Below are 15,695 nucleotides of genomic sequence, written 5' to 3'. Positions count from 1 at the left end.
CGTTATATGCCAATCGCGATCCCATCACTACGAGGGTCAGCCGCACCGCTAAATACGCCTTGTTCACTAATCATAATCCCCTGTGCTTCGCCCATTACCGCATCATAATCACGGATCGGTTCAACGATATGACCGTATGCTTCTAAACGTGAATAAATATCTTCGTACGAACGACTTTCGATCTTCAACGTATCGCTCATATCGCCCCATGTTCGTCCATAGAGCCAGCGAGGTAATCCAATCGCTTGTTGGATATTAAGCTGATAATCAATCACCCCGGTCAAAATAGACAACTGTGTCTGTGGTTGCCCTTCTCCACCTTGTGTACCTAACAGCAGATAAGGCTTCCCATTTTTGGTAACCATCCCTGGCATTAACGTATGGAACGTTCGTTTACGTGGCTCCAAGACATTAGGCGCACGATCATCCAGTGAAAAGAATGATCCACGATTTTGTAAAATGACTCCACTATCTCCCGGTACATAAGCCGATCCAAAATCAAAATAAAGACTTTGAATAAACGAAACGGTATTTCCTTCATCATCTGTGACAGCCGCATAGGCTGTATCTTGACCCATCGCTGGAGACAGATGCGGAGACGCTTGCGGACGATACTGCATGTCATACCATAATTTGCGGGCATAGTCTTTGGAAAGTAATTGCTCTAACGGAATCTCTCTGAACGCAGGATCAGTCAAATAACGATCACGATCTTGAAATGCTTTTTTGACGGTCTCAACTACAAGATGATAAAATTCAGGTGAAAAACGAGCGATCGACGATAGTTCTACATTTCCCAAAATGTTGAGCATCATCAATACCGAGAATCCCTGTGTGTTCGGTGGCATTTGATAGACTTCATGCCCTCGATAAGTGGTCGAAACAGGTTCTACCCATTCGCCTTGATGGGCTGCTAGATCAGCGGTTGTGATCACACTACCGTCTCGTTCTGTCGCTTTCCCGATCATCTGTCCGATACTGCCACGATAAAAGCATTCACTTCCTTGCTCACTAATCAATCGAAGCGTCTGAGCAAGCTTATGCTGAACAACAATATCGCCTTCTACAAGTGGAATACCCTGAGGGCAAAATACAGATTGAAGATGAGAATCTTGTTGTATCCATTCCAGATCACGTATAATCCAGCGTGCTAGACTAGGCGAAGCAGGAAAACCTTCTTCGGCATAACGTACCGCAGGAGCCATAATTTCAGCCCACGATAATCGTCCATACTTTTTCCAGACATTCTCCCAAGCATCCACCATACCCGGTACCGTTACAGCAGCCAAAGGGCCACGGCTTGGAATAGAAGTATACCCTTGCTTGGTGTACCATTCAGGAGTTGCTTTGGAGGCGGAACGTCCACTTCCATTATACCCTTCAATCTTGCCTGTATGCCCATCATGAATCAGAAAAAAAGCATCTCCACCAGGTCCTGTCATATGTGGGTAAACGACACCCAGTACAGCACTTACCGCAACCGCAGCATCGAATGCATTACCACCGGACTGCAAAATAAAAGCGCCTGTCTGACTTGCTAAATAATGCGGTGCTGCAACCATTCCTCTACGCGATTGGGGCATAATGTTCACTGGTACGTCACCTCTTTCTGACCGGCATAGACACGAAGCGCCGCTTGCACTCCTTGTCCTGCTGGCAATGATACACCATGATGAATCAATACTGCTTCTAAAGCGCCCAAGACGTGGAGTACATTTTTGCGACTACTGCTATATCCCATACTCCCAATCCGCCAGATTTTACCTTGTAATGGGCCAAATGAACTGGCGATCTCAATCCCAAAATCATGCAATAACATCGAGCGTACACTTTCTCCGTCTACACCTGATGGAATGTAAATACATGTTACTACAGGCAATCGTGCGGCATCATCACCGAATAATTCTAAGCCCATACCACGAATACCGGCTACGATCGCAGCTCCATTTTCCGCATGACGTGCAAAACGTGCTTCAAGCCCTTCTTCTAATAAAATCCGTAATCCTTCACGTAATCCGTACAACATCGAAGTCGCTTCAGTATGATGATTAAGTCGCTTAGGACTCCAATAATCTTGCAGTTGAGCAAGGTCAAAGTAATTGCTAGCAATACGATGATGACCGGATAGGACGGCTGAAGGAATATCGCCTACAGGACGAAGTCCACGCTCAATACTTTTACGATTCTGAATCTTACGTTCCACTCGATCATTGTACGTAATCGGTGCCATACCTGAAGGGACAGATAGACACTTCTGTGTTCCTCCCATAACCGCATCCACTTTCCATTCATCGGTATAAAAAGGAACACCTCCGATGGTTGCAACCGCATCGACAATAAATAACACATCATGCTCACGGCAAAAGTGACCGATCTCTGCTAAAGGTTGCATACATCCTGTAGACGTTTCCCCATGGACCATTGCTACAATTGTAGGACGATGTTGTAGAATAGCTTGCTGTACAGTTTGAGGATTAAATACCGTTCCCCATTCGGTCTCAATTGTCACAACGTCTGCACCGCAACGCTCAGCAATTTCTGTTAATAAATGACCAAATCGTCCATAGATCGGAACCAATACTTTATCACCCGGTTCAATCAAGCTAACCATAACGGCTTCGAGACCTGAGCGTGAAGTACCATCTACAGGAAAAGCCCACTGATTATCCGTTATATATAATTCACGTAACATTTCCATTGTCTCATTCATGATATCGGTAAAAGCCGGGTCAAATTGTCCCAAAATAGGCATCGACATTGCTCGCAATACACGCGGATCGACTTCAACAGGACCGGGAGTCATAATGGTGCGCGGGGGCGGAGATAAGTCTTTATAACGCTTCATGGTCTTCACCTCGATAAGCATATTGATATAGCAATTCGGTTAGCACTTTGAAGCCCTGTACGATATCAGCTTCGGCTGTATATTCCAATGGATTATGACTGATTCCTTCCCGACTAGGTACAAAAATCATAGCAGAAGGACATTCCACGCCGAAAATCTGAGCATCATGCCCTGCCCCACTCGGAAGTAACATCGATGATATGCCTGCTTGATCACATACATGTTGCAAATCATCAATCATCGCTTGATGCATTGGCACAGGTTCAGCACGTAGATGTTCTTTCCACGATAATGTTAATCCTTCTTGCTGAGCAATCGCCGAAATTTCTTCATATAAAGCATCTGTATAATCATTCAATATACGATGATCCAGATGACGGATATCCAATGTAAATGTAGTCTCCCCTGCAATCACATTTGGTACATTTGGTGAAACATGTAGACTACCTACTGTAGCTACCAGAGGATCACCCCACTCCAGTGCCGAACGTTTCACATGACTAATCATTAATGCTGCTCCTGCCAAAGTATCTCTACGCCACTGCATGGGTGTTGTTCCTGCATGATTGCTTTCACCGAGTACCTTCACTTCGATCCGGCGTTGTCCTACAATGCCTGTCACCACACCGATCTGATGGTCTGTCCGCTCCAGTACAAATCCTTGTTCAATATGAAGTTCGATATAAGCAGCAAATTCTCGTTTACACGTTGGATAGTTCGAATCAGCTCCAAATCCGGCTTGTTTCATCGCTTGTTCGAGACTGATCCCTTCTCGATCTTGCACCATAGGAACTTGATCCGCTTGATAAGATCCTGTTATATTACCTGAACCCCAATAGGTTAAAGGAAATCGGCTACCTTCTTCTTCTGCCAGTGATATGACTTCAATCGTTCGTAAAGGCTGTCCATATGTTTCTTTTAAATAAGAAAGTGCCAGCACACCGGCTACAACGCCAAGTGCACCATCATATTTGCCTCCAAAAACAACCGTATCGATATGGGAACCCGTTACAATCGGTAATTGTTCAGCTTGTTGTCCTACTAATCGACCGCTTAGATTCCCAACTTGATCGTAAAAGGGTTCTAATCCTTGTGCTTCCATATAAGTAAATAAAGACTGTTGTGCTTCTAACCATGCAGGAGTATAAAGTAAACGTGTGACTCCGCCTTGCTCGTCAGCTCCGAATTGAGCCAGCCACTCTAACATATGGTGTAACTTTACACTGTAATTTTCGATCATAGGCGCTGCTTGCTTAGCCATGAATCACTCCTCCTGTCTGATAAGCGACAAACTGCCCTACACATGTATCTGTTAATCCTGAAGATTGGTCATAAACAATATGTCCGCGTACAATGGTTTTTTGCACTGTCGAAGAAAAAGAATATCCGATATACGGACTTTGACGATGCTTATCATAAAGATCCTCTTTGTCTAACGTATTCGGTTGATTCAGATCAACAAGCACTAGATCAGCATCTAAACCTATTTCAATCTGACCTTTAGACTGTGCCAAGCCTAACCGTTGTGCCGGATTCTTCGACAACATATTCGTTATCGCTGGCAAAGGAATCTGTCGCTGGTGATATCCTTCTTCTAACATTAATAATAATGTGCTTTGTGCTCCCGAAATACCGCCCCATGCTTCAAAAAAATTAGTGGATTGCTTCATTTCTGGAGGACAAGGCGAGTGATCAGAAGCAATAATATCAATTAGTCCCAGAGATACAGCATCCCAGAGAGCAGATTGTTCTTCAGCACTCCGTAAAGGTGGAGCACACTTCGCAAGTACACCTTGATTCACCATATCTTGATCTGTTAACACTAAATAATGAGGGCACGTCTCTACCGTCACATTCAGTCCTTCTTGCTTAGCGGCTGTAATGATATCAACAGCTTCACGACTACTGATATGCACAAAATGCAAAGCACAACCTGTCTGACGGCTATAATCTAGCGCACGTTGTACAGCGATGACTTCCGCAACAATCGGTCTGGAATCCAGATAATCTCTAACCCCTGTTTTCCCTTGGGCTATCGCTTGATGTGCAAGTGTAGATACCGTCGATTCATCTTCTGCATGTAATGCAAGCACATGACCTAAGCGTGCGATTTCTTTCATCCCTGCTAATAACGTATCATCATCTGCTCTTGTGAAAATCTCTTCCCCTTCGCCGCCCGGTTCTGACATAAATGCTTTGAACCCGACTATACCGCCTACAGATAGCTCTTCTAGTTGCGCTACATTGCCTTCTACCAGACCACCCCAGAGCGCATAATCAACATAAGAATGATGTTCTGCCGCTGTCTTTTTGGTGGCAAGATGTTCTGCATTTACAGTTGGAGGTACTCCATTCAGTGGCATATCGACATAAGTTGTCATTCCACCTGCGGCAAGAGCAGCCGAACCTGTCTGGAATCCTTCCCAGCTACCTAATCCAGGCTCATTAAAATGAACATGAATATCAACAGTTCCTGGTAAAATATGCAATCCTTCTGCTTGGATAACAGTAATCTCATTTCCATATGTCATAGGAGGAGTGAGCGATTGTATAGTTCCATTTCGAATACCAATATCTAGCTTCGCTACACGATCTGATAATACGACTGTTCCTCCAGCAATAATCAAATCCAGTTCTGGTTGCATGCTCTACACTCCTTTTCACTTCCCATGGGCTAACATCATGTATCTCTCTGCTATCCAGCTTATTTCAAATAGATCAACTTCCGCGATATGTACTATATCCACCGGGAGCGACCAATAAGGGAATATGATAATTTTGCTCGGTATCTACAATATGGAAACGTAAAGGAACCTGTTCCCACAGTAATGTTTCTTCTGTGCTTGTACCGATATTTCGATGATAATCGCCTACATAAAAAATCAATTCGTACACTCCTGCTTGTATATCTTCCCCTGATAACAACGGTTGATCGACACGTCCGTCTGCATTGGTGATTGCGGTAGCCAATAATGCTTGCTTTGCACTATCATAAAGTTCGACTTTGACCCCTTGTGCGGGTATACCTTGTGCCAAATTTAATACATGCGTTGTTATTTTACCGCTCACTCACTCCACCTGCTTTCTGTATAGATTACGCTCCTCTGCCCACATTTGAAGTCTTAATCCTGCTATCGTATGTACTTGTCCAAGAGCAGTTTGAAATTCTTCTGTAGCTGATCTACCGGTTCGTTGACGCATGGATTCTAGAATTTGATCTGTACTTTTTCCTTTGACAGCTAGAATAAATGGAAATTGATATTGGTCGGTATAATTGCGATTGAGTTCAGCTAGCTGTTCAAATTGTTCTGCTGATAGTCCAGTCAATCCCGCTCCTGCTTGTTCCGATTGTGAATGTTCACTCATTTCTATTTTGGTTCCCAGATCTGGATGCTGTCTTAATAACGTTAACTGTGTTTCTTGACTGGATTCAGTCACTATATTTTTCATGGTATTTAACATGTCTTGTAAAGTATTGAACGGTTGATGCTCCCATGCTTGCTCTGTAATCCAAGCAGAATGTTCATATAATCCGCCAAATTGCTGTAAAAATTCTTCTTTTGACCATGACTGCCATGGTTTCTGTGTCATTTCCATTGTTATTCCTCTTTTCGTTCGTTCTTTTTTATCATTTTACGTAAGGTTATTGAACATATCAACTAAACGCCTATAAATTTGTTATATAACATAACATTGAAGTGGTGTTTTGTGAATAATACAAAAAAACCCTTACCAGAAGGCAAGGGTTCATCTACATATAATGAGCAAACCTAGATATAATCAGCAAACAGAAAAAGTCTATTCTTTACGTATAGCAACCAGATAGCCATCCAAAGAAATCGGTAACCTTTATCCAATACTACCCTAATCTGCTATCGGCTAAGACTGCTGTTTATCTTTCAAAAATTTGCGGAACGTAAATACCATTTTAAGCTTGAGTAGATCGTTTGTTTTTTTGAAATCCATCTGCAATAATCCACCAATTTTATCCATTCGATACGTTACTGTATTGCGATGCACATACAACTGCTTAGCCGCTTCATTAATCAATCCATCATTTTCAACAAAAGCTTCAAGGGTATTCATTAGTACCTGATTGGGATCACTATCTTTGATCAGTAACGGTTCCAGTATCTTATGACAATACGTCTCCATAATATTCTCCGGTACATGTTGAAATACATACGCAAATTCCAATGTCTGAAATTGCAAAGCAATATGCGTCATTCCAAATCGCTTCGCTAACTTACGTGTCTCCAATGTTTCCTGATACGCTTCACGTAATGAACTGGGTTCCGTCTTAATCTTACTGATCCAAAAGCGCGGACTACCTCCATCATGACTAAGTGATTCCATATCTTCAAATCGATTCATCAAAAACGTAGACAACTCTTCACCATAATCACGTTGGGATGGACAAGCATAGATCGACAATATACCTTCTTCAATCCGAAAATGCTGAGAAGGAAATAACTGCATGAGCGGATTATATTGTAACTCTTGATGAATCTGTGCAAGACGCTTCTCAGAAGAAAAAGCTTGAGGTTCAAGGGTCGTTAATACACATTGATAAGGACCTGTAAATAACTGAACACCTAATCGTCCTGTACCCTCGGTAAGATCATCCAGAGACATTCGCTTGGATAGATATTGTGTAATCAGTGTACGCATCTTATCTTGCACACCTGGATTCACATGTTCACGGTAAGTAGTATCCATATGGAAGGCTAACACTTCTGCCGCTTGCTGAAATAATTCCTCTTCTTCTTTCAGGGGCATCGAGCTATCTGTGAAAACAAGCAAAAATCCATATTGCTCACTACGCTTCATAATCGGTACACGGTAACAGCTACCAAGGTTCCATTTCACACGGGTAGGTGACATTTTCCACGGCCATCCTTGCAGTACATTGTCTCCGCCTTCGCCACCATTATAGAGAATATGTCCGCGAGAGCCAATAATCGCAATCGGATATTTTAAAATATCTTCCAGTACAGCAAATACATTTCCCTGTTGATCCTGATTAAGCGCAAACTGCATAAGACGCTTTTGCTTATGTAAAACCGATTGCAACAGTTTGGTACTCCGTTCATGTTCCGCTTGAAAAAGAGCATTCATCTGATCAGAAAAGGTAAATTGAAAAGGAAGCTCAAGCAGTGGAAATTGTAAACGATCGGCTTCATCAATAATTGCTTGTGGAATCACTTCCCAGAATCGTCCTAACTTGACTCCTAGACCTGCACAACCACGCTCATTCAATTTACGCATCAGCTTGATCGCTTCTTCTTCACTGTCTTTCATAATAAAAGCAGTTGTAAATAACATTTCTCCACTTTTGATCCAGTCGGCGATATCTGGCGCGTCCATAACATTCACTGACTTCATCAGTCGTGATGTTCCCCGGGCACCCGCAACAAGGCGCGCTTCAGATAGAGGGTACACTGCGAGCGCTTCTTGAACCGTTAATTGCATACGAGTACCTCCTATTCCGCTAACATCTCTACGAAATTCCAAATAATATTGTGATGTATTATAACATACAAATCATTTGCATTAGTATAACGATTATTTATACCTTTTCTCTTATGACTCGATCTAAACAAAAAATACACCCTTTTATCCACTATAACTTTGATCTGCATAGGGCAAGATCCAAGTTAATAAGGACAAAAGAGTGTATTCAGATACAATAATCTTCTATTGCGTGAAATAAATCAAACGATAGTAGTTCAGTTCAAGATCATATGATAATCCTTATTACGACTTTGACGACTGTAATTACTCATCGTCCTCTTCAACATCATAACGACAGACATAGCGTTCTGAAGCTGCATTCAATTCACCATTGCCAATAACAGTAAATCCAATATTGCGGTAAAATTCTGCACCTTCATCATCAGCTTCAGCCAATAGGACAGCAGGCTCTGCTGTTTCTAATAATTCTAGTAAAATGCCACGTCCATAGCCTTTACCACGTTCGGCTGGTGTAATCGCCAAATGGCGTACACGCAATGTGTATGGTGCTTCGCCTTCTTCTGCGCAACCAATAACACCGATCCATTCGCCTTCTTCTTGGTATCCGTATAAATGCATATGATCCTGTGTACTATATTGGTGTATCACTGCTTCCAACACTTGAGGATCAGGAAACACTGCATACGATAATAATTCCTGTAATTGAGGTTGTTCTAATCTTCCATCGATCCGTTCTAACACACTGTATTCCTCCTGTACGGTTTGCTTGACTACTTCTCTATTTTACATGATGTGTCAAACCGCTACACTATTTCATTTCATATCCTTATAGATCTGTATCTTTTCCGACTTGTTCTAACACTTCAGGGTGAGGTTGTGGATCTTCTTTACAAGCAGCAAATGTGATCCAATTGCCTTGAAGTTCGATTTCTTTATTGTCTTTCGTTTCTTCGATCGCTTGTGCTACCGCTTTGCGCTCGATAATATTCCAACCTTCATAATATTGATGTAATAGACTTACCAATTGCTCTGTGGTCAAATTCAATTCAATATTACCTTCTTCTGCTTCTCCTGTCTGTTGATCGACCTGTTGGACGGAAGAAGTCATCGAAATCAGATGAATACCACCTGTACGAGTACCTGCTTGCATATTCGCAATCACTTTTTGCAAAGATTCTTCAGAAGATACATGTTCTAAGCATCCAGTAGCGATCATATAATCGTATTCTTCTTTGGCAATCTCGTAACTTTCCACATCACTGGTCACCGCTTCAATTCGATCAGCCACTTTATATTCTTCTGCATATTTTTTCAATTGATCTATCGCAGAATCTAACAAATCGACTCCAACGACCACACCGCCTTGAGTGAGTTGTTGCGCTACTGGAATCGTATGTCTACCTACACCACAAGCCATATCAAGAACTTTAGGAGCCGGTGTATATTTTTGCAGTCGCTCTAATAACTCCATTACAATCGGTGTAGGCCCTGCCATCCATGTGCCCGGTTCAAACAATTTATTTTCTTCGTAAAACTTTTCGTGGTAATCGGACTCTGATTCTCTAGCTGTATCAAATGCTGCGCACATCCATATCGCCCCTTATTTCGAATTTGTATATATACCATTACCCAATTATTTATCCTTTCTAAAGGAAGCATTCAATTTATTTGTATAGACATATATGTAAAAGAAAAACCTCCAATCAAAACAAAAAACGGAACCTGCTTTGTGCAGACTCCGTACTATCGTTTTTATTTGATTAGATGTTCTAGTTCCCGACATGCTTTCTCATAAGCAGGTACCAGTAACTGTACAAGCTCCTGAACAACTCGCAAGTCGTTTTCTTTAGCAAGACTTTCAATCTCATGCAGTAATTGTGCCATATATTGAATACCTATACTCAAGCTACCTGATTTCAGTTCGTGTGCTGCTTCAGACAGTGCAGTTGCATCTTTACGAAGCACTAACTTTTGTAATCGTTCTAGCTTGTTAGGTGTCTCACTTTTGTACATTTCGATCAGTGTCCGTAATATCTCTGGATCTCCATCATCATTGAGATCTAATATTTCCTGAATAACACTCATATCTAATGCTTTTTCATGAACAATATCAGGCAGCCATTTACGCATCATTATCGTTAAACTTTCCAGATTAACAGGCTTTGTCAAAATATCATTCATACCTGCATCCAAGCATTTCTGACGATCTTCCTGACTTGTATTTCCTGTTAACGCAATGATAGGTACAGGAGAACGCATTTCTGCTGTTTCCAACTCACGTATCTTATGAGTGGCTTGCAGACCATCCATAATAGGCATACGATTATCCATTAAGATCAGATGATACGTATGACCCAAATACTTGGATATCGCTTCTTGTCCATTACTTACCGTATGCACCTGTTCCATACCCATCTTTTTCAACTGCAATTGAATAACCTGACGATTGATCGGATTGTCTTCTACAATCAATATCGATTTATCTGTCTGCTTGTGATGCAGACTTGAAGGCAATTTCAGATGTTCGCTTTGTTGGCCACCCAAATGATTAGAGATCAATTCTGGAGTATCCGAAGAAGTTTGAACTTTTTTGAGCGGAATATCGAACCAAAAAGTTGATCCCTTATTTTCTTCACTTTTCAAATCAATCGTTCCTTCCATCAGCTCTACAAATGACTTGCATATGGAGAGCCCCAGCCCTGTTCCTTCTACATTATTTTTTCCAGGTTGATCGGCTTGTGCATAAGGCTGAAACATATTTTTTTGATTCTCTTCTGAAATGCCGATTCCGGTGTCTGTAACTTCAATGTGAAGAATCTGTGAATTTGCACTATTGTGTTTGAGTTGTATACTCACTTCGATGGTTCCTTGATTGGTAAATTTATTAGCGTTACTCAGTAGATTAAGCAAAATTTGTCTTATTCTACCTCCATCACCGATCAATTCATTTTCTACTCGATAATCGATAAAAGCAGAAATGATGTTTTGATTTTTTTGCGCTTTCGGCTGGCTTAGTCGAATAATATGATCCAATAACAATCGTAGATCAATCGGCTCTTCTTGCAGTCTCATTTTGCCTGCTTCCATTTTGGAAAGATCAAGCATATTGTTAATCATACTGAGCAGTAACTCGGCAGATTCTTGAATCAACATCACCGATTGTTTTTGCTCATCCGATAATTCAGAAGTCATCAAAATTTCTGACATTCCTATCATTCCATTCATCGGTGTGCGTATCTCATGAGTCATAATTGCCAAAAAACGAGAGCGAGCTTGATTCGCATGAATCGCTTCTTCTTTGGCTGCATTTAATTCAGCATTGGTCTTGGCTAGTTGACGTTGTAACGTAACCATTTCATTATTCATTGCCGAAAATTCAGACAGAATTTGTTCTTCCTGATATTTGCTTTTGATCATCTTATGGGAAAGATCTTCGATCGTTTTACGCAAAATCGTGATTTCTTGTTCAGCATTCGTCATTGCGTTCATCTTCCCTTCTAAAGGCTATTTAACCTTTTACCGAGGGCTGGCTGCCTGATTGGTTCAGGGCTACTAAGCTTGTCGCTACTTCAACAGCTTTATTTGCATCAGGTGCAAAACCATCTGCCCCAACTCGCTTCCACAGTTCCCTGTCAATATTAAACGGCAATCCGCCGACAATGATTTTGACATGTCTGGTTGATTCTTCAGCGCGAATTTTTTCGATCAAGTCTTGCACTAAATGAACGTGAAAGGTCATTGTTGCAGAGATAGCGATAATATCCGCTTGATGTTGCACTATCAATTGTAAAAGACTGTGATCTGGAACATTAGCACCTAGATAGTAAGTATCCCAGCCTTCCATTTCAAAAAAATCAGCCAACATGCGAATTCCGATCTCATGTTGTTCTTCTCCTACACAAGCCGCAACTAGGCGATATCGCTCTTGTCCCGCACTGATCCAATAAGGATACAGACGTGAAATAATGCTTTGAGTCGCAGCTGTGCAGAAATGTTCTTGTGCAATATTGATTTGGCTAGTCTGCCATAATCGACCGATCTCATATTGTACAGTCTGGAATATATGAATGTATATGTCTTTGATAGGAGTATCGTTTTCAAGAAGGTGTACGATCAGCGTGTAGGCTTCTTTGCGTTCTGTACGTAGTAAGCAATCTAAATATTGCTTAGCTTCTTTTCCTAATAACGAGGTTTCCACAATATACGATGATTGAAATTCAGTTGTTTGAACATGCTGTATACCCATATCCAAATAATCAATCACATTGGACTTATGGGGATGATCAAAACTTTTTTGAAGCGCTTTTTTGATGGCATTCAAGTTCACTAATAAATCTTGTTCGGATACTCGATATCCATTTAAAAGCACTTTAAGCCATGAAATATAATTCATAAACAAACTTGGACTCTTCATCAATACACTTTCAGCTAAATAACTAAGGGTATATAAAGAATCTTGTTTGGTTCGTATTCTGCCGTTCGGTCCGAATCGTTGTATCAAATCAGGTTGCTGACGATATTGCATCTGTGTGACCTTTTCTGCAAATCGATTCGCTTCTGAGATTAACTGTTGTCCTGCTGTACCTTCTTGTTGTAGTGCCATGCGTGTGACCTCCCTGTCATAAAGACCTTACGAGGATCAATTCGCCTGCACAGATCGTAAGATGTATTTACAACTGCTGTTTATTATTCAGCTTATTGTGATATCCAGAATGTATACCTTGGTGAAATTTTCCCATAGATTGATGAATTAAGCAAGTTCTATAGGTTGCATTTTATACATAAAGCCCACTTTTAAGCCTTAGATAAATGTAAAAAAACAGAAAAAGCTGTCAATAATCAACAGCTTTCGTTTTTTAAACGTATTTGTATAGTTGTAGAATATGAATCCGTTTGCAGTTCAGCTACCATTTCCCATTGACTACCTATTCGTTCCTCTAGCATATCCTTCTGATCTGAAGTCAATCTCAATCCAGACAACCTATTTTCATGTTGGCTATAATCTTTATGCTCTTGTAATTGAAAGCGCAATTTGAGTAATCGTTTCACTCCACCAATATGAATAAATTTGAAGCGATATCCTTCAATCATCGCTCGTTCCCACGGATCGTTCATTTCAGTAGCGGTATGTAGGCGATCTAGCATATCCATATTAGGATCATCTACTTTGGATACAATGGTTGCAAAGTCTTTGTGATGAATAAAATCGATCAGTTGAGCAGCAGGTATTCCACTGCTCAAACAGTTCTCAATCCACAGACCTACTGGTAATGACAACTTCACTTTTTCCAGAAATGGTTCTGTCATGGATTCACCTCTATTGGGAAATGAATATATTGCTTCATCCAGTCGTTGACATGGCTCAGTAGATCGACACGATAGCTAGGCTTTCCGCTTTTTAACACTGTATGATTTGAATCAGGATAACGTACCATTTTGGTTTGTTTTCCTTGCCGTTTTAGAGCGATATACAGTTGTTCGCTCTGTTCGATAGGGCAACGCATATCTTGTTCACCATGAATAATAAGCAGTGGTGTATTGATATGCTGTACATGAGCAAGAGGAGATTGCGACCATAACCGATCAAAGTCTTCCCATGGATTCCCACCTACGATCCCTTCTGTATACGAAATACCAATATCGCTAATTCCATAAAAGGATATCCAATTGGAAATACAGCGCTGTGTGACAGCCACACGAAAACGATGATCATGAGCAATAATCCAATTGACCATCAATCCTCCATAACTACCACCGCATATCCCTAATCGCTGTTCATCTAATTCAGGATGATGCTGTAATACATGATTAACAGCTTCGATAAGATCACGATAATCACCACCACCGAAATCTTGACGACATGCTTGTGCAAATTGTTGACCGTATCCGAAGCTACCACGCGGATTAAGCATTAATACTGCATACCCTTGCGATACTAATGTCTGCATCTCATGGCTATACACATCAGAGATCATAGCATGAGGCCCTCCATGAATCTGTAAAATCAGTGGTATGTTATCGCTATTGTCTGTAACTTGTACAGGTTTCATCAACCATGCTTGAATCTTAATTCCATCTTCATGGGTGTACCAAAATGATTCTGGAATAGAGACTTCATGTTGAGATAACCACAGATCTGCTGTATGTGTTAAGCGATAGGGATCATTTGATAGATGGTGAGCTACTGGATCAATTGGTAATTCTACCAATTCATAAGGATGATTAGCATCTGCTATCAATGCAACAAATCGATCTCCTTGTGGAGCAAGTACCATTTGATGAATATCTTTTCTACCTGTGGTGATTGCAGTACATGTTCCTTGATTAGTGATTCGGTAAATATCTACACTTCCTTGATAGGTTCCTAGTACATAGACAGATTGTCCATCTATATCGTAGATCGGTCCTGGAATAGCCCCAGCTGACTTCATATCATTCAGTATAAAATTACCGAATTGAATATCAGAGTATGGAGTGAGCGAGTCTATCTGTCCGGTTGAACGATCCAAACGGTACACTTGATTCTGAGTTCCACTTCCATATTCTCGATTATTAGCAATACATGTCCATGACTGTCCATCCGGTGCATACGCAAATTGACTGATAGTAAGGTCATGTCTGGTTTGTAATTCGGTCTGCTCAGAAGCCATATTTAAAGTATACAAATCATTATAAAAAACTATATCCATATCGCTATATATAATAGAAGGTTTTTTTTGAGCAAGGTAACTAATTTCGGTTCCATCCGGTGACCAGACAGGATAAGAAGCATCAAATTCACCGCTTGTTAATTGCTTTATTTGACGATGTTGTAATTCTAATAAAAATAAATGTTGGTACGTTCCATTCCATAATCCAGAACCTTCTGCTTTGGGCGTCGTTCGCTCTACAATATGTCCACGATCAGGTAAATGAGCTTGCTTTTCATATTCACCTAGTACTCGGCTAGTCATAATTATAGAACGTCCATCTGGTGACCAACGGAAGAATCCAATACCACGTTCCAGCTTACTATATGGAGTCATAGATCCAGAGGTATAATCCAGTATCCACAATTGAGGTTTTTTATCGATTTTACGAATAAAAGCTAGATATCGTCCATCTGGTGACCAGCTAGGCGCTGTATCATAATCGCCATCAGTGATCCTTTTGGTGTGTTTACGGTCTGCTGAAATATAATAAATATGCGTTTTGTACTGATTATGTTCACGATCAATGATTTTATGCATATAAGCTATAGATCCATCTGGATGAATAGAAGGATCGCTTACCCATTGATAATCGTACAAATCTTCTGGTTGTATCGTCTTTTTACTCATCACCATAGTCTCCTTCACTTATCACGTTCTTATCTATACTTCATAATTGTTATAGG

13 protein-coding genes are annotated in these 15,695 nt (G+C 40.9%); all 13 read right to left on the bottom strand.

The window, feature by feature from the left end; translation table 11 throughout:
• Positions 1 to 2: 2 nt before the first annotated feature.
• Complete coding sequence (gene ggt / locus PaeCFBP13512_RS09040; protein WP_441343327.1) at positions 3 to 1,592, bottom strand: gamma-glutamyltransferase; 1,590 nt, start codon at positions 1,590 to 1,592, stop codon at positions 3 to 5.
• Positions 1,589 to 2,845, bottom strand: coding sequence for a pyridoxal-phosphate-dependent aminotransferase family protein (locus PaeCFBP13512_RS09035; protein WP_137222636.1), 1,257 nt, complete (start codon positions 2,843 to 2,845; stop codon positions 1,589 to 1,591). The genes ggt and PaeCFBP13512_RS09035 overlap by 4 nt, the downstream gene beginning before the upstream one ends.
• Positions 2,832 to 4,106, bottom strand: a complete 1,275-nt coding sequence (gene allC / locus PaeCFBP13512_RS09030) for an allantoate deiminase (RefSeq protein ID WP_137222634.1) — start codon at positions 4,104 to 4,106, stop codon at positions 2,832 to 2,834. Before allC ends, PaeCFBP13512_RS09035 begins: the two co-directional genes overlap by 14 nt.
• On the bottom strand, positions 4,099 to 5,490 hold the full coding sequence (locus PaeCFBP13512_RS09025; RefSeq protein ID WP_137222632.1) for an allantoinase: 1,392 nt from the start codon (positions 5,488 to 5,490) through the stop codon (positions 4,099 to 4,101). Before PaeCFBP13512_RS09025 ends, allC begins: the two co-directional genes overlap by 8 nt.
• A gap of 73 nt (positions 5,491 to 5,563) precedes the next feature.
• The gene (uraH, locus tag PaeCFBP13512_RS09020; RefSeq protein WP_137222630.1) at positions 5,564 to 5,914 is read right to left on the bottom strand and encodes a hydroxyisourate hydrolase; all 351 of its coding nucleotides are present in this window, start codon (positions 5,912 to 5,914) and stop codon (positions 5,564 to 5,566) included.
• Entirely contained in the window at positions 5,915 to 6,442 is a 528-nt protein-coding gene (gene uraD / locus PaeCFBP13512_RS09015; protein WP_137222628.1) for a 2-oxo-4-hydroxy-4-carboxy-5-ureidoimidazoline decarboxylase, read from the bottom strand.
• Positions 6,443 to 6,724: 282 nt separating this feature from the next.
• Positions 6,725 to 8,317 carry a PucR family transcriptional regulator gene (locus tag PaeCFBP13512_RS09010; protein WP_137222626.1) on the bottom strand — a complete coding sequence of 531 codons (1,593 nt, stop codon included), beginning with the start codon at positions 8,315 to 8,317 and terminating at the stop codon, positions 6,725 to 6,727.
• A 306-nt stretch (positions 8,318 to 8,623) separates the two neighbouring features.
• Positions 8,624 to 9,061 (bottom strand): GNAT family N-acetyltransferase, encoded by a 438-nt coding sequence (locus PaeCFBP13512_RS09005; RefSeq protein WP_137222624.1) that lies wholly within the window; start codon positions 9,059 to 9,061, stop codon positions 8,624 to 8,626.
• 85 nt (positions 9,062 to 9,146) lie between these two features.
• The gene (locus PaeCFBP13512_RS09000) at positions 9,147 to 9,908 is read right to left on the bottom strand and encodes a class I SAM-dependent methyltransferase (RefSeq protein WP_137222622.1); all 762 of its coding nucleotides are present in this window, start codon (positions 9,906 to 9,908) and stop codon (positions 9,147 to 9,149) included.
• A 164-nt stretch (positions 9,909 to 10,072) separates the two neighbouring features.
• A complete protein-coding gene (locus PaeCFBP13512_RS08995; RefSeq protein WP_161594244.1) occupies positions 10,073 to 11,800 on the bottom strand; it encodes an ATP-binding protein in 1,728 nt (575 codons plus the stop codon).
• A 28-nt stretch (positions 11,801 to 11,828) separates the two neighbouring features.
• The gene (locus PaeCFBP13512_RS08990; protein WP_137222618.1) at positions 11,829 to 12,923 is read right to left on the bottom strand and encodes a cobalamin B12-binding domain-containing protein; all 1,095 of its coding nucleotides are present in this window, start codon (positions 12,921 to 12,923) and stop codon (positions 11,829 to 11,831) included.
• 236 nt (positions 12,924 to 13,159) lie between these two features.
• Positions 13,160 to 13,627 carry a hypothetical protein gene (locus PaeCFBP13512_RS08985; RefSeq protein ID WP_137222616.1) on the bottom strand — a complete coding sequence of 156 codons (468 nt, stop codon included), beginning with the start codon at positions 13,625 to 13,627 and terminating at the stop codon, positions 13,160 to 13,162.
• Positions 13,624 to 15,639, bottom strand: coding sequence for a S9 family peptidase (locus PaeCFBP13512_RS08980; protein WP_161594243.1), 2,016 nt, complete (start codon positions 15,637 to 15,639; stop codon positions 13,624 to 13,626). The genes PaeCFBP13512_RS08985 and PaeCFBP13512_RS08980 overlap by 4 nt, the downstream gene beginning before the upstream one ends.
• Positions 15,640 to 15,695: the final 56 nt, after the last annotated feature.

Origin of the sequence: Paenibacillus sp. CFBP13512, assembly GCF_005233705.1 — a bacterium.
Taxonomy (GTDB): Bacteria; Bacillota; Bacilli; order Paenibacillales; family Paenibacillaceae; genus Saccharibacillus; species Saccharibacillus nuruki.
Note: the sequence above shows the minus strand (reverse complement) of the source record. Positions and strands in the feature narration are given on the sequence as shown.